The sequence below is a fragment of the Planctobacterium marinum genome (assembly GCF_036322805.1).
Taxonomy (GTDB): domain Bacteria; phylum Pseudomonadota; class Gammaproteobacteria; order Enterobacterales; family Alteromonadaceae; genus Planctobacterium; species Planctobacterium marinum_A.
Window position 1 is genome coordinate 1,227,239 of sequence record NZ_AP027272.1, and the last position, 17,576, is coordinate 1,244,814.

The following is a 17,576-nucleotide window of genomic DNA, read 5'->3' on the forward strand; positions in this document are numbered from 1 at the left end:
AGTTTACAAAAGCACCCGGAAACAAAAAAGCCACATAACAATGTGGCTTTGTTTTTAGGTTGAACCTGATTATTGCAGCTTGTTAAACAAAGACTCCAAACTCAAACCTTGTTGCGACAGAATCTCCCGCAATCTGCGCAGTGCTTCCACCTGGATTTGTCTTACACGCTCACGCGTTAAGCCTATCTCGGCGCCTACATCCTCAAGTGTTGATGGCTCGTAGCCTAATAAGCCAAAACGTCGGGCAAGTACTTCTCTTTGTTTCGGATTAAGCTCACCCAACCATTCCACAATGTTGCAACGAATGTCGTTATCTTGTACTTCATCTTCTGGACCACTGCCCGCTCATCGGCAATGACGTCTAACAGCGCTTTGTCATTTTCACTGCCAATCGGCGTGTCTACAGAAGTAATACGCTCATTAAGGCGCAACATTTTTGCCACGTCTTTCACGGGTTTTTGTAGCGCTTCAGCGATTTCTTCTGCGGTCGGTTCGTGATCCAATTTCTGCGCTAGTTCTCTGGCTGCACGCAAATACACGTTGAGCTCTTTAACTACATGAATCGGCAATCGAATAGTACGAGTTTGATTCATAATGGCGCGTTCAATTGTCTGGCGAATCCACCAGGTAGCGTAGGTTGAGAAGCGGAAGCCACGTTCTGGATCAAACTTCTCAACGGCGCGGATCAAACCGAGATTGCCTTCTTCGATTAAATCCAGTAGAGCCAAACCGCGGTTGTTGTAACGACGCGCGATTTTAACAACCAAACGCAGGTTACTGACTATCATGCGTTTACGCGAAGCTTCGTCTCCCTTGAGAGCTCGGCGTGCAAAATAAACTTCTTCTTCAGCTGAAAGTAATGGTGAAAATCCTATCTCTCCAAGGTAGAGTTGTGTGGCGTCAAGATTCTTATGAATTTCTTCCTGACCGGCAAGTATGTCTTCGAGTGCGTCACTTTGATCTATTTCCTCGACTTCCATATCTGAAGCTTCTTCATCCAGATTTTCTGAGGCAGCAAGTTCAATGACTGAGGTACTATTATTGGCCATGAGTGAAGTCTCCTGTCATGGATTATCAGTTATACCTTTCCCACGTCATTTATTTTTATTATTATTCTGTATTATCTTTTGGGTAAGTAACGTAGTGGGTCCACCGATTTACCTCTGTATCTTATCTCAAAGTGTAAGATTACCTGGCCGGTGTCGTCACTTCCCATTCTGGCTATCTGCTGTCCTGCTGATACCCATTGTTGTTCCTTAACTAACAATGCATCATTGTGAGCGTACGCACTGAGGTAAGCATCGGTATGTTTGATGATGATCAAATTACCGTATCCTCTCAACGCCTTGCCGGTATATACCACTTTACCGTCTGCCGCTGCCTTAATAATGGCCCCGCGCTTATTGCTGATGTCGATGCCTTTGTTTCCAACTTCGCTAAGTGAAAATTTGCCAACCAATCGACCGTAAGTTGGCCACACCCATTTCTTTACCGTCTTTGGAAAGGAATCAGGTGTTAACTTCTCCTTAACATAATGTCCACCATACGCCTCCTTTTTTTGAGGGTCAACTGATTGATTTGCAGGGTTTTTTGAGGTCTGACCAGTTGTTTTGGAAGATTTTTTGGCTTGTCGATTTTTTGACGCTACCAGGGTCAATTGCTGTCCAGGGTATATGCTATAAGGGGAGGGGATATTATTGAGGTGAGCGAGTTCGCGAAAATCTTTTCCCGCTTGGAAAGCTATGGAATATAAGGTGTCCCCTTTTTTGACTATATAATTTTTTGCTTTAAGAGTTCCCCTGTTTATATCTCTATAATCTTTCTGTGTGTTGAGTTGAACAACAGGGGCGGGAACATGGTTAGAGCTGCAAGCTGTCAGGATGACAGAGCAGATGAAAATGCAGAGGATCAGGTTAAAACGAGACACTCTGCACCACCATTATCGGAAAATAAAATAGGCGATAACTGCCAGCACAATGACAGTCCAGCCAATGGTGTCTACATGTTGTCTGAGTTTTTGCTCAAACGGTGCACCGCCCCAATACATTAGAGCTGCCACTAAAAAGAAACGGGCACCTCGTCCAATGGTTGATGCGATCACAAAAGGAATAAACGCCATGTGCAGCGCACCCGCGCTGATGGTAAATACTTTATAGGGAATGGGGGTAAATCCCGCCAGGAACACCACCCAAACACCATACTCAGAGAACCATTGCATGGCGTGATCCAGCTTGGCTTGATAGCCCCACTGTTCTACCAGCGGCTGAATTAACCCTTCAAAGGCAAACCAACCCAGAATAAAACCCAGGATACCGCCTAAAACCGAGCCTGCTGTGGTAATAAAGGCGTAATACCAAGCCTTCTGAGGTTTGGATAAGGCCATAGGGGCTAGCATAACATCCGGCGGAATGGGGAAAAATACCGACTCCGCAAAACTCATCCCACCCAAATACCATTGAGCGTGACGATGTTTCGCCCAATGCATGGTTGTGTCGTAACACCATTCAAAAATTTTCACAGCAAATCTCCCGGAACCAGGGGGACAAAGCGCACTTGCTCGATAAGCTGCTCGGAGATACCAGCTTCCTCGCGACGATACACCTTTAAGGTTTGCTGTTCGGTTCCAACCGGGATCACGAGCTGTCCACCCGGAGCAATTTGTGACAGTAACGCCTGAGGTAATGAACTGGCAGCCGCGGTGACGATAATGGCATCGTAGGGGCCTTTGCTAGACCAGCCTTCCCAGCCATCACCGTGCTTCATTTTGATGTTGTGTAAATCCAGTTTTTGCATGCGGCGCTTTGCCTGGAATTGCAAAGACTTGATGCGCTCAACGGAATAAACTTCAGGGAATAACTGCGCTAAAATAGCACACTGGTAGCCCGAACCTGTGCCGATTTCCAACACTTTGTGAGCTGGGGAGGCACCAGACAACAATATTTCTGTCATTTTGGCCACAATATAGGGCTGCGAAATAGTCTGACCCTGACCGATAGGCAAGGCGGTGTTCTGATAAGCTTTGTGTTGTAACGCTTCAGGTAAAAATAGTTGTCTCGGCGTATTGGCAATGGCCTGCAATACTTTTTGCTCGCGAATGCCTTCTTGATAGAGCAATTGTGCGAGGTTCTCACCTCGGCGGTTGATGGTTTTGGTTGCCTGTATCATTGTTATAGTTTTTCTATCCAGTCTTTCATATTGTCGAGGCTCTGGTAAGCCGTCATATCTACACTAATGGGGGTGACAGAACAGTAGTTATTGGCAACGGCATAAAAGTCTGTGCCTTCACCTGCGTCTTGTTCTTGTCCTACCGCACCATACCAATAAATTTCGCGACCAAATGCATCTTCCGATTTCACCATTGACTCAGAGCGATGTCGCCTTCCTTGTCGGGTGACTTGCAGCCCTTTTAATTCCGCATAGGGTACATCTGGTACGTTTATATTTAGAATTTGATCGGCGGGTAATGGATGTTCCGCCAGGTGATTGATGATTTGCAGTACCACAAGCGCTGCTGTTTCAAAGTGCTTACCATCTTTGTTAGCTAATGACACTGCAATAGCTGGTAAACCCATGTAACGCCCTTCAGTTGCAGCGGCTACTGTACCTGAATAAACGACGTCATCGCCGAGATTGGCGCCGTGATTGATGCCTGAAACCACCAGTTGCGGATCTTCCTCTAAAAATCGATTCACTGCAAGGTGCACGCAATCAGAGGGGGTACCATTCACCATAAAAAAGCCGTTATCCATTTCCTGAATACGCAAAGGTTGCAGTAAGGACAGAGCATTGCTTGCGCCACTGCAATTTCTATCCGGCGCCACTACGACACATTCGTGTTGCTGAGAAAGGTGCTCGTGTAACACTCTTAGTCCTTTAGCAAATACACTATCATCGTTACTCAGCAGAATTCTCATAGCAGCTCCATGTTATGGGTTTAGGCATAGTAATTCTCTTATGACTGACGTAGCAAAACAACCCGAAGGTAAGGAAAAATTTAACAACAGTTGTTGCTCATGCAATTGGTAACTGAAATCTTTGGGATATAACAGAAGTTTACGCCTTTCCTGTTTTAATCCAAGCGCTGCAAGGGTGTTGCAAATTTCCGGAAAACGCTCAGCCAGCGAATTTTCAAGCTCCCCGGGTACGCCAAGTGAAGCCGGTTTTCCCGCTCCCCAAAGCGGTGCTGATAGATGGATATCTGCTCCTGCAAGTCGGGTTAGAATTTCTGAGTCAATAGTTTCTGCCACAAAAAAGCTGTTACTGCCAGCAAGGCTAAAAACGTCGCCGTTTTCCGGTGTTGTGCTGAGTTTTGTTAAGCGTTCACTAACCGCTTCATTAAAAAGCCATGAACGCAGAGCTGAAACAGCCATATTGCGCTTCTCACGCTTTTTGATGGTCTCATTATTGATGAGAAGCCGGGCCATGGCCAGGTTACCAGCAACGCCATCAGAATTAATATTGCCAAAGCGCTGTGGACCAAAATAGTTTGGTACGCCAGTGTGCTTTACCTTAGCAATTCGCTCTTCGAGATCTGTGTCTTTTTCAAGGTCCGTTAAGGTAATTTGAAATTCATTATGAGACAAATTGCCGGTGCGTATCTTTTTACTGTGCCAGCTTTGCTGTTTGATATTGCAACCGTCATAGACGAATTGTTTCACCGGAGCTGACTTGACGCCAGGCAACCAGACACTGAACCATTGAGTGGTTACGGCGTGTTTGTCTTTGCGTCCGGCATAGCCAACGTCTCGCTCTTTTACGCCATAAAAGCGGGCCAGTTGCTGGGCAACGAAGCCAGTGTTTAAACCCGTTTTTTCAATTTGAAGAAATAAGTGTTCGCCCTCACCAACGGGCTCAAAAGGTAATACTTCATTGACCTTAAAATGCTCTGGGATGGCTTTGAGTGTCGCCGAACTTTTAGGTTTTCCGTGCAGGTAGTGCCAGTGTTCAGTGCCGGGAAATGGTAACATAAGTCAGGCTACTGTGACTGGTTGCAGTAACACAACGGCATGACAGGTAATGCCTTCTTTACGGCCTGTGTAACCCAGTTTCTCGGTGGTGGTGGCTTTGACATTGATCTGCTCAGGTGTGCAATCCAGGTCTTCAGCCAGGTTGGCTTTCATAGCGTTGATATGGGGTGCCATTTTGGGGGCCTGGGCAATAATGGTACTGTCTAGGTTAGCAATTTGGTATCCCAGTTCAGTGGCTTGATTAAACACTGACTTGAGCAATCCCCGGCTATCTGCGCCTGCGTATTGAGCATCCGTATCCGGGAAGTGATGACCTATGTCCCCCAATCCCAGAGCGCCCAAGATAGCGTCACAAACCGCATGCAGCAGGACATCGCCATCAGAATGAGCCACTAAGCCTTGCTCGTAAGGGATTTTTTCACCGCCAAGCGTGATTGGGCCTGCACCGCCAAATTTGTGAACGTCAAAGCCGTGACCTATTCGCATATTCCACCTGTATTGTTAATTTGTTGCTGTTCCAGAAAAAACTGTGCCAGTGCCAGATCACCCGGATGGGTGATTTTAATATTGTCATGGGCGCCAGCCACTAGCTGAACAGTGCCGCCGGTTTGTTCTATTGCCGATGCTTCATCAGTAACTGCGATATTCTTTTGCACACACCACTGTAGCGCTGCGATGAGTTCTTTGCGTGGAAAAAGTTGTGGGGTGAGTGCTTGCCAGATGTGTTCTCTGGAAATGCTACGGTCCACTATTTTACATGCATTTTGGTTACTCTTTTGAGCGAGCTTGATGGTGTCGGTGGCCTGTTTCGCCAGAATTCCACCTGAGCCAGTACCGGCAAGCGCCAATAGTGCACTGATATCGTCATGCCTGACACAGGGCCTGGCAGCATCGTGTACTAATACCCAATTGTCATCACAAGCTTGCAACCCATTGAGTACTGAATCTGAGCGCTCTTTGCCACCCATTACTACCTGTAACCAAGAGGCTTTAGATATTGGTAGCTCTTGAAGGTAATCATCTTCGGGACTGATCACCAGCACAATTTTATTGATATTATTGTGGCTAATAAGTCGCAGGAGAGTACTTTCTAATACAGTATACCCTGCCAGTTCCAGGTATTGCTTGGGTTTGTCTGCTGCCATACGACTTCCCACTCCAGCGGCGGGCACTACGGCAGTAAATTGTTCATTATTCATAGATGGTGTAGAAAACTAAGTAAGCCCGGATTAGTGCAGCAATATTATTCTGTCGGTAAGATGCGATAGAAGGTTTCACCGGGCTTAATTAAGCCAAGCTCATTTCTAGCGCGCTCTTCGATAGATTCCAACCCCATTTTCAAATCCTGGATATCGGCAATCAGTAAGCTATTGCGCTGTCGCAGATTCTGGTTGTGTTGTAACTGCGCAGCCAGTTCTTGTTCCATGTTGAGGTAATCAGGAATACTGTGCTTACCGAACCAGAGTCGGTACTGCAGTGCCAGCAGCAGAATAAACAACAGGCCTGTTACGATTTTTCCCATGATTGTGATTGTCGCTCTATATTAAGGGGATGATAGCTAACCTGGATCCGCTTAGCAAAGGGTTTAGCCGTCCTATTTTAGCGCTTCCTGCGCGCCCAGCCAGGTGCCTAAGCCCAACAACATTGAACCAGACAGTTTATCCTGATAATGAAGCAGCTTTGGGTGTTGTTTCATAGCATGCCCCAGTTTGCCGGAAAGGGCTGCCACAAATAAATCGCAACACAGTGCGATAAACGCGTAAGTACTTCCGAGGAGTATAAATTGCAGCGTAACATTTCCGTATTCTGGATTTACAAATTGCGGTAAAAAAGCAAGGAAAAACAGCGCCGTTTTAGGGTTGGTCAATTCAACAATGATGCTCTGATTAAATATGCTCCACAGACTGCGTTTGTCCACAACCTTGGTTTCACCTGGAGTGGCTGGTTTGGCTCTGAGGTAACTAATGCCCAAATAAATGAGGTATAGCGCCCCGGCAATTTTCAACAGGGTATAAGCCAGCGGTGCATAGGTAAATACCGCTGCCAGTCCCAAAGCCGAAGCCAATACGTAGATAAAAGAACCCATCGCCATACCGCTTGCTGCCGCAGCACCACCTGAGAAACCTTGATGAATGCTGCGGGCCATTATGTAAAGATTGGATGGACCTGGAGAGATGCTCAACAGTAAGGCAGCGAGACTAAAGGCCAGAAATGTTTCTACAGGCAGCATAAAGGGCATCCGACAATTTCAAAGGCCCAGTCTATCCTTAATGTCGGTTTATTAGAAGCGCAGATACATTTACTTTTGGGCGCATCAGGTTAAGCTTAGTGGAAACAACAAGTAAGAAATCAACGATTATGAAAAAATCTCTGCAGTGCTTTAAATGGTCGCTTTTGGCTTTGTCAGTGGGGCTATCCAGTGGTGTAGCCGCCGAGGAAAAATACGACGTGATGCAGTTTCTGGAGGCTGTAACCTTACCTGAAAACGGTATAGGTGCTAGAGAGGCTGGTACTGAGAAGGAGCAAAGCACCGCTGATTATGTGATGCAGCAGTTCAAAGCCATGGGTTATGCGCCGCAAGTACACGAATTTCGCCATCCCGTACTCAATAAAAAAGGCGTTTTTCTGGATTCCAGTAACATCATTGCTGATGTCAAAGGGTTGTCGGAAAAAATGTTGGTGCTGGGTGCGCATTTTGACTCAACGGGATCTAAGGTGGGCTCGCAAGGTGCTATGGATAATGGCGCAGGTTTATCCGTCATGTTAACGGTTGCCAAAAAGATGAGTCAGGAAAAAAAATTGCCTTACACCATTCGTTTTATTGCCTTTGGTGCGGAAGAAATTGGCAAGGTAGGCTCACGCGCCTATGTGGAAATGTTAAAAGAAGATAAACCTGAAGAGCTCGCTAAGATAGTGGGTATGGTGAATCTGGATACCGTAGCTGGCGGAGACTTTCTGTACGTGCATAGCGCGCATACTACTCCATACAAGTGCGGTGGTAATAATGATAACTACACCTCTGAGACACAGATGCGAGAAGCAGTACTAATGGCTTCAAAAGAGCAACTAGGAGATGAGGCTCACAAGATTCACCCGGAATTTCCCGGTTATCCCGAGGGCGTTACGGGAGATTGGTCTGATCATGAATCCTTCGCCTGCAACGGTATCCCCATTGCCTACATTGAAACCACTAACTTTCAGATTAACGGTAAAGACGGTTACGATGGCTATTCGCAGTCAGTCAACCCGGGATTATGGGATTGTTTTGACGCGGAAAGTGTCACCGCCTGCGATCGTGAAAAAGAAACCCAATGGGGACGTATCTGGCATTCTGGTAATGACCAACTTATACATCTCGAGTCGGTGTTTCCAGGACGTATTGAGTCTCAGCTCAATGCCAACGTAAAAGTGTTAAATGCCTTTTTTAGTCAGGCGGATAAATATTTGAACGTAGATTAGTTTTCATAGCTCAATAGCTCGGGTTCTGATGTGTCAGTTATTGTCTGCCGCATAGAGTCGGGCTACATGAACTCTTTAAATGTGGCTACGTCGCCAAGACCTGAGCAATCCATAGCCACTGATAAGCAGCCATGCACCTTCAAGGGTAATAGCGGCATAATTGTCTGAACCTATTAGCGACAGCAGCACTAATCCTGCACCCACCAGATTGAGCAGAGAATAGCTGATTGAAAGACTGTCCAGATATTCGCTTTGTACGGCAAAATAGGCGGATAGAATCAATAAAACGCCAATCAGCCCCAAAATTTCCATGAGCATCAGCGAACCGTCTTTTGTTCTGTGAGGTCGAGCAAGGCGGTCAGTGCTTTTTGAGCGTCCCTTTTGGGCAGCAGAATATGATCATGGTGATAGGCCGCGACCACATTGGCACTGATGTTGTGTTCTTTCAGGCATTGGCTCACCGCTGCAGTTAGACCAACTGCTTCTAAACTTGAGTAAACCTGTAACTCTATACGCTGAAATGGCTCTACATCAACAAAGCCCAGATTTGCAGCCTGTTCTACTGTGGTGATCAAGGTTATGGATTCGGACTCACGAACAAGTGCAAAACTTTGGGTGATGAGTTCTGGCGTAATATCTGGTGCTTCGATTGTGCAGTACACCCATAATTCTGGGTGCAGTATTGGATTCATTTCAGAGATTAATTGCTGTAGGTCAGAGATGGTTTGCATGTTGAATTGTCTATTTCTGATGGATGTCTTGTTATTATGTCCAAGGCTGTTACTTTAATAAATATGAAATAAGTTAAGTTAACTTTCATGTTTGGAAAGTATGGGTGATGTTGAGTTAAAACAAATACAAGTGTTTATCGCGGTTGTTCAAAGTGGTGGTCTGACTGCAGCACAGGCGCGTTTGGGGATGGGCTGCCCGGCTATTAGCAAGCACCTGTCAGACCTGGAGACCCGCACTCGCTTAATTCTCTGCTCCCGAGGCCGCGCTGGATTTCAACTTACTGAAGTGGGTGAGCGCTTCTACCGGGCGTCGTTAAACTTACAAGATAACTGGCAAGCCTTTAAACGGGATGTTAGCGCTTTGTCTGTTCCCAGAGTAAGAAAATTGCGGGTGGCATCTGTAGATGCCACGCTGTCTGACATCGCTAATCCGCTACCTTCTGTTCTTAGTCGCCTGAAGAGTGAATTTGCCGATGTACAGATATCCATACGACTCATGCCCCCCGAGAAGATAGCGGACGGTCTGTTGAAACAACAATTGGATTTGGGATTGAGCTTTCGATCAGAAAACAGGTTGCCATTACATTCCGAAGTCATGTACCGGGAACGTCTGTGTCTGGTGGGTAAAAGTGAGTTTCTGGAAGCAGAAACCGAGACTATAATTTGGTTAGAGCTGGCACAACAAAAGGGTTTAATCAGTTTTAAATCCAGTCATCAGTTGCATGGTCCAAGTACCATAGCAGAGAAACTTAAGCGTATCCCTGAGCAGATCTGTTGTGAAAGCGTAGAAGAAATATTGTGGCAGGTGCTGGTATCAAACCGAATAGGGTTGGTGCCGGTTCACGTGTTGAACCAATACAGTTTAGCTTCGCTGGACCTGGTGGTTCAGGAACTTGATGATGTTCGCTCTGATATATACGCTGTATACCGCAAAGACAAAACGCAGTCGGATATAGTTCGCCGCGTGCAGCAACTGCTGAGAGAGACTCAGGCTTGCGCATGAATTAACGCTGATTATGCACCAGTCATTTTGTATAACAACCAACCTAATCCGGAAAACAGTAGCAACCCAATGATTGTCATAATCTGCAGTGTTTTGGATGTTTTTAGAGACTGCCAGAACGCAAATTCAGTTAAAAGACCTGTCATTATTGGTGCATTGTCTTTTATTTCTTGTTGTTCTTTCTTGTCCACAATAAGTATTCAAGGAGATTAGCTCTTATTCCGTTTATTTAGTTTCGAATGGCTTTAAAACAAGTTGAGCCACATAAAAAAGCCAGCAACAGTGCTGGCTTACGTCTTTCATTATTCGGATTAATATCTGTCGTACAAGGCGTCAGAGCGTTTTTTTCTGCGTAGCAATAAGGTTAACAATATGCCAAGCAGTAACCCGCTGCCGGCCACAATCGCACCGCGGTAAAACATTTCTTTGTCTGCATCTGTTGTTTGCAGCGATAATTGCTGCTCTAACTGCGCTGCTTTTTGCACTTGCTCTTCCAGTTGTTGTTCCAATTCAATATTTGCTTGTTCTGCGGCGCGTAACTGGCTTTCCAGTCGCAGGATTGAATCAGATTGGTCTTGGGTGGAAGATTGGGCTGAATCTAGTTGGTCTTGCAACTCACTGAGTTGAAAACGGATAGAGCTGTCAGAGACAAATTCAGATTTTACCCATCCAGTGCGATCCCGTTCGTCACTGATCTCAGTGAAACCAGCGTCGTCATCAGTATTCAAAACGGAAATTGCACTACCTGCCGTTACTGAACCTAAAATCCGGTAATTGGTACCCGGACCAGAGTGCATGTATATGAAAAGGTCATCAGAGATATAAGCACTGGTAGTGTCCGAAGCAGCGTCATCTGAGCTGTCAGTTTCGCTCACTTCTTGCGCCTGAAGTGAGAAATGCATTGTGAATGCCAAAAGGAAAATTAGTCTTTTTATCATGTTATTACACTGCTTCCTGTGTGATACAGAAATATTAGATTCTTGAAATAATATTGCAACCGTTAATATGCTGGATCTCGCTCTGGTCGGGGGTTCAATGTTCATTATGGGATGAAATTTATGCATGTTATGGCTTTTGTTTGCACAAGTCGGGCATTGGAAAAAAGCCATCTCAGTGCCATACTGGCCTTAATCTGGTGAAAAACAAATATAACAAACGATGCGTTACTCATTCACTTTGCCATCCCTTCTATTGCTTTTATGTGCTGTAACTGTATCTGCAGAAGGTCCATGGCCCGATACCGTTTACGAGCAGAAAACGCCAACACTCAAATCTCTTTACGACTATAAAAGTGGTGAGGCGCTGAGTGATTCTTCTCAGATAGAAGGCTATTTGAATGCTTTGCAAAGTGCTCATCCTGACAAGTTACAATTATTGACTTACGGTGAGTCTTGGCAGGGGCGTAAACTCAACTATGCCGTGATCAGCTCCCCGGAAAACATGGCTAATCTGCAGTCTATTCGTGAGGCATATATTCGGTTTGCAGATCCCAGACGTACAGATCAGCGCACTATGAATAGCGAACTTGCTGAGCTTCCTGCAATTGTGTGGCTGGGTTACGGTGTGCATGGCAACGAGGTTTCTTCACCTGATGCAGCACTGCAGGTGGCTTATCATTTGTTGGCTGCTAAAAATGACGCCATGGTATCCGCGATTCTGGACAATGTTATTGTATTGTTGGACCCATTGCAGAATCCCGATGGCCGAGAGAAGTTTATTCATCACTTCAATAACAATACCGGTCCTTCACCTAACGGTTACCCTTTTGCAACAGAAAGACGCGAGGGTTGGAACAACGGTCGCACCAATCATTACATTTTTGATTTAAACCGAGATTGGGCTGCTATGACCCAACCAGAGACTCAAGGTAGAGTGGATTTACTCAGTAAGTGGTTACCCTTAATCGCGGTGGATTTGCATGAATTTGGCACGGATTACACCTATTATTTTACACCTGAAGCTGACCCATTCAATCCCTACATTACCGATACCCAAAAACAAGGTCTTGAAATCATAGGGAAGAATAACGCGAAGTATTTTGATCAGCGTGGCTGGCGGTATTTTACGCGCGAGATATACGATGCGTTTTTCCCCGGTTACGGTGCAGGTTGGCCGGTATTTTATGGTGCCTTGGGTATGACTTATGAGCAGGCTTCTCCCAGAGGTTTAAAGGCTACCAATAAGTTAGGCGAAATCTTTACTTACGCTGATGCTGTGCAACATCACTTTGTTGCTTCAATTGCTACTTTGGAAACCGCTGCAAAACACAAAGCACTGTTTTTGGAGCGCTTTTGGGAATATCGCGACAACGCCATTAAACTCGGTAAATCGGGAGATGTGCGGCAAGTGGTTTTAGCCCGTTCCAGCGATCCTTTCAATAGCGATAAGTTAGCGCGTTTACTGGCTCGCCAAGGCATTGAAATTGACGTGGCTAATGAGGCTTTTACAGCCTGTTCAGTACAGTACCAAAAAGGTGATTATGTCATCGACATGGCGCAGCCGAATTATCGCATGATCCGCAATTACCTCGACACACATATCCCGATGGAGGCGGATTTTATTGCTCTGCAGGAAAACCTGCGCCGCCAGCACAAAAGTCATGTTTTATATGACGTCACTGCTTGGTCAAAACGCCTGACCCACAATGTTGATGTGGCTTATTGTAGCAAGCAAGCCAAAGTCGATCGCAAGCCATTGGATACAGAAGTATTACCTCCATTGCAACAATCTGGCGAGGGGGACTTGGCCTGGTTAGTGGATTGGCAACACACGGGTAGTGCGATGTTTTTGATTGATGCACTTCGAGCTGGGCTGGTCATCTACAGCAGTGACAAAAGCTTTACCCAAAAAGGGCGAAAATTGGCAGAAGGTTCGCTTATTATTTACAAAAAGCAAGCAATCGAAGATGCCGTTCAGGTGGTACAAAACTTGGCGCAGAAATATCAGGTTGAGCTGATCAATACCAATACCAGTTGGGTTGAAGATGGCGTTAATTTTGGCAGTCAGCATGTGGTGAAAATGAAATCACCTGATATCGCTTTACTGTGGGACAGACCCACTTCTTCCTACCTCGCCGGGGCCACTCGTTATGTTTTTGAACGTCAATTGGGGCACCCGGTACATACCATCGCAGCGCGTTATATAAACAATCTTGACCTGTTTGATTTTGATGTTTTGATTTTGCCCGGTGGAGATTACTCCGATTTGTTAACTACAAGTGGTACCGAGAAACTCAATACCTGGTTGCGCCGGGGAGGCGTGCTGATCGCGCTTAGTAGCAGTGTTGACTTTTTGGTGAAACAACAACTCAGTGCGTTGCAGAGAGAGAACAATCAAATTGATCCACAAAAGGCGCTAACGACGACAGACGAGTCACTAATTGACGATGCTCAGCAATATGAAGCCATGCAAGTGGACCCACATCGAGGGATGGAAACATTTCCGGGCAATATCCTAAAGGTATTACCTAATCAAGAGCACTGGATGACAGTGGGTATTGATCGGCCGATATACAGTTTTGCGTCAGGTAACGGCACCTATCAACCTTTACATCGTGGCCAAGGGGTTAATGTTGCTCACTATGCTGGTGCTGATGAAGTCCTTGCGAGCGGTTATCTATGGCAGGATTATCAAAAACAACTGGCATTTAAACCCTTTCTTACCGTTGAAGATATGGGTGAGGGCATGATCTTGAGCTTCCCTGAAAGCCCGACATTCCGTGGTCAGCAACCAGGTTTACACATGCTATGGATTAATGCTATTTGGCGAGGTGTGGCACATACCAAAGCCAACATACGCAATGGGCGCTAATAAAATGAGATTTGACTGTTGATGTTAACCGTAAGTCTGGGTGAAATTTTTTGAGTAATTTTGCCCGGGATCGGTTATATTAAATCCAATAGCAACGAGCCCGGTCTGACTGACCCGGTTCGTTTTTTCATCTAAAAAAGGGTGTTTTTTCTCCTCCATGGATAGCGAAATAGAGCTTAAGTTACTTGTCACTGCGGATGCCGAAAGCAAGATTCGAGAGCAATTTCTACCACAACTCAAGGCGAGCATCGAGCATGAGTCGGTGCAGTTGTACAATTCCTATTACGATACACCAGAACATGCTTTAAGGCAGCATGGCATGGGACTGAGGGTGCGCGGTAACAATGGCGATTACGAGCAAACCATAAAGAGCAAAGATGGCTCTGTAGGGGGATTGCACAAACGTGCGGAGCACAACGTTGATATCCCGTCTAATCAGTTAGATATCGCTCTTTTTCCCGATGGCATTTGGCCGGAAGCCCTTAACATAGAAGAATTAAAACAACAGCTTACCACTTTATTCAGCACTCATTTCAGGCGTGAGCAATATCAAATTCGATTGCCGGATGGCAGCCATGTGGAAATGGTATTCGACTCCGGTGAGATTGAAACGGATAAGTACCATACACCCGTTTGTGAAGTGGAGTTGGAACTGAAAAAAGGCCAATCAGATGCCCTGTTTCAATTGGCACGACAACTGCTCGACATTATTCCTTTTCGGCTGGGATACAAAAGTAAAGCCCAACGCGGTTATGAGTTGTTCCTCGGCGAGGAAGCTGAGATGGCCCATATCCGGCCTGAGTTCAAGCTAGGCAAAGAGGATAGCTTGCAAGAGGCCTTTATTATCTTGATGTCTGAGTTGGTACAGTATTGGCAATATTATGAGCAGCGCTTTGTGGAATTGGGTAAGGTGCGTGATATCGTCGAGCTGGTGGCTATCATGCGGTTGATGAAACGCAACCTTAAGCTGTTTGAAAAACACCTATCCTGTGCAGAGTTTTCTGAATTGTCTTTACAATTAAAAGAACAGCTCAAATATTGGGATTGGGTTGACGAGTTGGCTGATATAAAAGAGTTGTTATCCAAGAAGGGTTTTTATCGCAAGAAGTTGCAAAAGCAGGAAGTGGTAATGCGTCACTTACAGGCTCGTCAGACTCAGCTGTTGGAGATGCATCAACCTTTACAACTACTGCATCAATCGAGTTATGCCAGATTGCAGCTGAACATTCTTGAAATGCTGACTCACAAGCCCTGGACCAATGCGCCATTGTGGCAAGAAGAGTCCATTAATCGTCTCGCAAAAAAAGCAATACGGGAAGAGCTTAAGAGCATCTTCAGCTTGTTCCATTTTGAAACTAAAGAGTCAGTAAAAGCTTACCTCAAAAACTTACCTGCTTTGAATAAAGTGGTGGAGATACAAACACTTCTGGCAGGGGCTGTGGGTAATCGCACGGGCCAGAGTCTAAAGACCTGGACAGACTTGTTAGATGGTGCCGAAGAGCTTAAAGTGCTACACACTTTGGAAAAGAACTTACGAAAGTTGTTTTCTGAAGGGGAGGACAGTTTGATCCATTGGTGTGTGGCAAAACAAGAGAGCTTGTTAGAAGTGATGGAGTTGAGTCGCGAAGCCGCATTGTTGGCACAAGCTGAAGCGCTGTAAAGGACACCTCTGAATTCAAGGAATATTGTTAGTTTCCGATAACTTACACATTATCTGCGGTAATTTGTGGTGGAAGGTGCCGCAAACCATAACAAGAGTGATATAACAGCACCATGCTAAGCTTAGGATTTATACTCTGGCTCATTCCTCTGGTCCTCATCTGGGTCAGATATGACAATATGCCTCATGCATCCAACGTGCTGTTTGCTATTCTGCTTTTGCCTTTTGTTATGTTGGACGAAATACTGCGCTTTTCCGGGCTATTGCCGGAATTTCCGTTTCTGATAGGTGTATTCCAGTTTATTCCTGTATTACTGGCTGCTCAGGTCTATCTGGCCATGCATAATATGCTGATTGAGAAGCCGGTGCACAATAAGTGGGTGCACAAAGCCATCGCGACGTTTTTCTTTGTCGCACAAGTCCCTTTTTTATTGTTTTCTGATGAAGCCAAAGTTGCATTGTTCAGCAACCCGCCTATGGGTGCTATTGCAGATAACTGGCCTTTTTACGTTTATTATATGTTCATTAATTTCGCTATTTTAATTTACGCCTTAAAAATCGACGATATGGTGAAAGAGTACGATTTCCATCTGTCCGACCAGGTGGTGGATATCACGCAGTACGAGTTGCCTGAAACCATGAAGCTATTCTCTGGTTTGGTGAGTATCTCATTTGGTGCTATTTTGCTGGTGATCGTGACGGCTCTGAATTTAATTCAGTTCAGTTATTGGCAAGGGATTATTTCGCTGCTTCATTTTGGCATTTTCTATGTCATTATTTTGCTGCTGTTGCAGCGCAGAAGGTATTCTCCTTGCCCAATTGATGCCGAAGACCTTAGCGATCGTACCTATTCAGAAGAAGAGATGCGTCTTACCTTGGCAAAAGCGGAGCGGGCTATTATTCGCAATAAGCTCTATAAAGCGCTGGGTTTGCGTTTACGCACCTTGGCAGACTTAGCTGAGATTGAACCCAAAGACTTGGCCGTGGCCACTCGCAGTATTTTAAATCGCAATTTTCGAGCGTATATGTACCACTACCGCCTGGAGTATGCGAAAAAGATTATTCTTCGTTCTGACATTAAGATTTCAGCGATAGCTAAACGCCTTGGTTTTACTTCGGAAAAGGTGTTGAGCGAAATGTTTGTCAAATATGTGCAGAACATGGCTTCTGATGATGCCTTGTCACAAGAAGAGCACGACCGCCTGATGCATCGCAAGAATTAGTTTGATTTAGCGGTCAAACGCGCAATCAATGATTTCTTGCGTGAAGTTTTTGCGTAAATAAAAGCCTCTAGGGCGGGTTTTAATCATTTGCCCGTCAACGCCCGTTGCATCAGTTACCACAGAGCCATCAGCAGCTTTGGGACGCAGTTGCAGTACATCTCCAGCTTTAGCGCTCAATGATTCAATGTTGCCTAACGCTATATTATCCATGTGCTCTTCCCAGTCATGTCGCAATCGCTGTTCCTGAAGTGCATTGGGTTGCCAGAAGATACCAGTGCCTACCTGGCGCTGTGCTGGAGAAATATTACGTTGCCCAATTACCGGTAACCAAAGGACATGCTGCAGTTTGTTGCGGACATTACAGTTTTGCCAGTTGAGCCCAGCATTGCCGGTGAGGTGGGCATAACATACGTAGGTGGTTTCTAATACTTTACCTGTTGTGGTAATAGGTAAGGTTTTTAGTTCAATACCCAGATTGACAAAGTCTTGTTCCGGTTTTGAGCCCGCACTGGCACCCAGCCACAATTCTATCAGTTGCCCTGTCCAGCCTTTTTCCTTTTTAAAATTGGCCGGTACTTTAATGTTGGCACTACAGGCCAGGTCACCGAGACTCAAACCTGCGATGGCGTTAACTCGGTGTTGTAATTCTTCGAGCGTGTCGGGTGGGGTGGATGGCGGTGTCATGCTCTCCCTTACTAAAAATGATCGGTAACAGAATTGTTG

General features: G+C 45.6%; 19 protein-coding genes and 1 pseudogene. 5 read left to right on the forward strand and 15 right to left on the reverse strand.

Annotated features, from left to right (window positions below):
* Positions 1-69 precede the first annotated feature (69 nt).
* The 10 genes and pseudogenes from rpoS to AABA75_RS05470 all read right to left on the reverse strand — a co-directional run bounded on the left by rpoS (position 70) and on the right by AABA75_RS05470 (position 7,197).
* Positions 70-980, reverse strand: a pseudogene (rpoS, locus tag AABA75_RS05425) (RNA polymerase sigma factor RpoS).
* A gap of 140 nt (positions 981-1,120) precedes the next feature.
* A complete protein-coding gene (locus AABA75_RS05430) occupies positions 1,121-1,927 on the reverse strand; it encodes a peptidoglycan DD-metalloendopeptidase family protein (protein ID WP_338291524.1) in 807 nt (268 codons plus the stop codon).
* A gap of 12 nt (positions 1,928-1,939) precedes the next feature.
* On the reverse strand, positions 1,940-2,518 hold the full coding sequence (locus AABA75_RS05435) for a YqaA family protein (protein WP_338291526.1): 579 nt from the start codon (positions 2,516-2,518) through the stop codon (positions 1,940-1,942).
* On the reverse strand, positions 2,515-3,165 hold the full coding sequence (locus AABA75_RS05440; protein WP_338291527.1) for a protein-L-isoaspartate(D-aspartate) O-methyltransferase: 651 nt from the start codon (positions 3,163-3,165) through the stop codon (positions 2,515-2,517). The genes AABA75_RS05435 and AABA75_RS05440 overlap by 4 nt, the downstream gene beginning before the upstream one ends.
* A 2-nt stretch (positions 3,166-3,167) precedes the next feature.
* Positions 3,168-3,914, reverse strand: a complete 747-nt coding sequence (gene surE, locus AABA75_RS05445; RefSeq protein WP_338291528.1) for a 5'/3'-nucleotidase SurE — start codon at positions 3,912-3,914, stop codon at positions 3,168-3,170.
* 12 nt (positions 3,915-3,926) lie between these two features.
* Positions 3,927-4,967: a tRNA pseudouridine(13) synthase TruD gene (truD, locus tag AABA75_RS05450; protein ID WP_338291529.1), complete on the reverse strand. Its 1,041-nt coding sequence runs from the start codon at positions 4,965-4,967 to the stop codon at positions 3,927-3,929.
* Positions 4,968-4,970: 3 nt separating this feature from the next.
* On the reverse strand, positions 4,971-5,453 hold the full coding sequence (ispF, locus tag AABA75_RS05455; RefSeq protein ID WP_338291530.1) for a 2-C-methyl-D-erythritol 2,4-cyclodiphosphate synthase: 483 nt from the start codon (positions 5,451-5,453) through the stop codon (positions 4,971-4,973).
* Positions 5,444-6,166 (reverse strand): 2-C-methyl-D-erythritol 4-phosphate cytidylyltransferase, encoded by a 723-nt coding sequence (ispD, locus tag AABA75_RS05460; RefSeq protein WP_338291531.1) that lies wholly within the window; start codon positions 6,164-6,166, stop codon positions 5,444-5,446. Before ispD ends, ispF begins: the two co-directional genes overlap by 10 nt.
* A 44-nt stretch (positions 6,167-6,210) precedes the next feature.
* On the reverse strand, positions 6,211-6,489 hold the full coding sequence (gene ftsB, locus AABA75_RS05465; RefSeq protein WP_338291533.1) for a cell division protein FtsB: 279 nt from the start codon (positions 6,487-6,489) through the stop codon (positions 6,211-6,213).
* Positions 6,490-6,561: 72 nt separating this feature from the next.
* Complete coding sequence (locus tag AABA75_RS05470) at positions 6,562-7,197, reverse strand: LysE family translocator (RefSeq protein WP_338291535.1); 636 nt, start codon at positions 7,195-7,197, stop codon at positions 6,562-6,564.
* A gap of 128 nt (positions 7,198-7,325) precedes the next feature.
* On the opposite strand from AABA75_RS05470, the gene AABA75_RS05475 reads away from it, so the two are divergent.
* On the forward strand, positions 7,326-8,426 hold the full coding sequence (locus tag AABA75_RS05475; RefSeq protein ID WP_338291536.1) for a M28 family metallopeptidase: 1,101 nt from the start codon (positions 7,326-7,328) through the stop codon (positions 8,424-8,426).
* Positions 8,427-8,501: 75 nt separating this feature from the next.
* Here AABA75_RS05475 and AABA75_RS05480 read toward each other — a convergent pair whose 3' ends face one another.
* Positions 8,502-8,744: a CBU_0592 family membrane protein gene (locus tag AABA75_RS05480; protein ID WP_338291537.1), complete on the reverse strand. Its 243-nt coding sequence runs from the start codon at positions 8,742-8,744 to the stop codon at positions 8,502-8,504.
* Positions 8,744-9,157: an ACT domain-containing protein gene (locus AABA75_RS05485; protein WP_338291538.1), complete on the reverse strand. Its 414-nt coding sequence runs from the start codon at positions 9,155-9,157 to the stop codon at positions 8,744-8,746. Before AABA75_RS05485 ends, AABA75_RS05480 begins: the two co-directional genes overlap by 1 nt.
* Before the next feature lie 100 nt (positions 9,158-9,257).
* On the opposite strand from AABA75_RS05485, the gene AABA75_RS05490 reads away from it, so the two are divergent.
* Positions 9,258-10,160, forward strand: a complete 903-nt coding sequence (locus AABA75_RS05490; protein ID WP_338291539.1) for a LysR family transcriptional regulator — start codon at positions 9,258-9,260, stop codon at positions 10,158-10,160.
* Between the two features lie 11 nt (positions 10,161-10,171).
* Here AABA75_RS05490 and AABA75_RS05495 read toward each other — a convergent pair whose 3' ends face one another.
* Both AABA75_RS05495 and AABA75_RS05500 read right to left on the reverse strand, forming a co-directional pair.
* On the reverse strand, positions 10,172-10,351 hold the full coding sequence (locus AABA75_RS05495) for a hypothetical protein (RefSeq protein ID WP_338291540.1): 180 nt from the start codon (positions 10,349-10,351) through the stop codon (positions 10,172-10,174).
* A gap of 120 nt (positions 10,352-10,471) precedes the next feature.
* Positions 10,472-11,062 (reverse strand): TIGR04211 family SH3 domain-containing protein, encoded by a 591-nt coding sequence (locus AABA75_RS05500; protein WP_338291541.1) that lies wholly within the window; start codon positions 11,060-11,062, stop codon positions 10,472-10,474.
* Positions 11,063-11,318: 256 nt separating this feature from the next.
* Between AABA75_RS05500 and AABA75_RS05505 the strand changes: the two genes are divergently transcribed.
* From AABA75_RS05505 to AABA75_RS05515, 3 genes are all read left to right on the forward strand, one after another.
* Positions 11,319-13,970 carry a M14 family zinc carboxypeptidase gene (locus AABA75_RS05505; protein ID WP_338291542.1) on the forward strand — a complete coding sequence of 884 codons (2,652 nt, stop codon included), beginning with the start codon at positions 11,319-11,321 and terminating at the stop codon, positions 13,968-13,970.
* Between the two features lie 157 nt (positions 13,971-14,127).
* Positions 14,128-15,630: an inorganic triphosphatase gene (locus AABA75_RS05510; RefSeq protein WP_338291543.1), complete on the forward strand. Its 1,503-nt coding sequence runs from the start codon at positions 14,128-14,130 to the stop codon at positions 15,628-15,630.
* 179 nt (positions 15,631-15,809) lie between these two features.
* Entirely contained in the window at positions 15,810-16,853 is a 1,044-nt protein-coding gene (locus tag AABA75_RS05515; protein WP_338291544.1) for a helix-turn-helix domain-containing protein, read from the forward strand.
* 6 nt (positions 16,854-16,859) lie between these two features.
* Here AABA75_RS05515 and mutH read toward each other — a convergent pair whose 3' ends face one another.
* On the reverse strand, positions 16,860-17,537 hold the full coding sequence (gene mutH, locus AABA75_RS05520) for a DNA mismatch repair endonuclease MutH (RefSeq protein WP_338291546.1): 678 nt from the start codon (positions 17,535-17,537) through the stop codon (positions 16,860-16,862).
* Positions 17,538-17,576 lie beyond the last annotated feature (39 nt).

What these genes read in the sequence shown, in the direction of transcription:
- AABA75_RS05480 (WP_338291537.1), bottom strand. Translation starts at nt 8,744, where the DNA reads ATGCTCATGGAAATTTTGGGGCTGATTGGCGTTTTATTGATTCTATCC.
- AABA75_RS05505 (WP_338291542.1), top strand. Translation starts at nt 11,319, where the DNA reads ATGCGTTACTCATTCACTTTGCCATCCCTTCTATTGCTTTTATGTGCT.
- AABA75_RS05475 (WP_338291536.1), top strand. Translation starts at nt 7,326, where the DNA reads ATGAAAAAATCTCTGCAGTGCTTTAAATGGTCGCTTTTGGCTTTGTCA.
- AABA75_RS05490 (WP_338291539.1), top strand. Translation starts at nt 9,258, where the DNA reads ATGGGTGATGTTGAGTTAAAACAAATACAAGTGTTTATCGCGGTTGTT.
- ispD (WP_338291531.1), bottom strand. Translation starts at nt 6,166, where the DNA reads ATGAATAATGAACAATTTACTGCCGTAGTGCCCGCCGCTGGAGTGGGA.
- ispF (WP_338291530.1), bottom strand. Translation starts at nt 5,453, where the DNA reads ATGCGAATAGGTCACGGCTTTGACGTTCACAAATTTGGCGGTGCAGGC.
- AABA75_RS05510 (WP_338291543.1), top strand. Translation starts at nt 14,128, where the DNA reads ATGGATAGCGAAATAGAGCTTAAGTTACTTGTCACTGCGGATGCCGAA.
- AABA75_RS05500 (WP_338291541.1), bottom strand. Translation starts at nt 11,062, where the DNA reads ATGCATTTCTCACTTCAGGCGCAAGAAGTGAGCGAAACTGACAGCTCA.
- truD (WP_338291529.1), bottom strand. Translation starts at nt 4,967, where the DNA reads ATGTTACCATTTCCCGGCACTGAACACTGGCACTACCTGCACGGAAAA.
- AABA75_RS05515 (WP_338291544.1), top strand. Translation starts at nt 15,810, where the DNA reads ATGCCTCATGCATCCAACGTGCTGTTTGCTATTCTGCTTTTGCCTTTT.
- AABA75_RS05470 (WP_338291535.1), bottom strand. Translation starts at nt 7,197, where the DNA reads ATGCTGCCTGTAGAAACATTTCTGGCCTTTAGTCTCGCTGCCTTACTG.
- surE (WP_338291528.1), bottom strand. Translation starts at nt 3,914, where the DNA reads ATGAGAATTCTGCTGAGTAACGATGATAGTGTATTTGCTAAAGGACTA.
- ftsB (WP_338291533.1), bottom strand. Translation starts at nt 6,489, where the DNA reads ATGGGAAAAATCGTAACAGGCCTGTTGTTTATTCTGCTGCTGGCACTG.
- AABA75_RS05440 (WP_338291527.1), bottom strand. Translation starts at nt 3,165, where the DNA reads ATGATACAGGCAACCAAAACCATCAACCGCCGAGGTGAGAACCTCGCA.
- mutH (WP_338291546.1), bottom strand. Translation starts at nt 17,537, where the DNA reads ATGACACCGCCATCCACCCCACCCGACACGCTCGAAGAATTACAACAC.
- AABA75_RS05485 (WP_338291538.1), bottom strand. Translation starts at nt 9,157, where the DNA reads ATGCAAACCATCTCTGACCTACAGCAATTAATCTCTGAAATGAATCCA.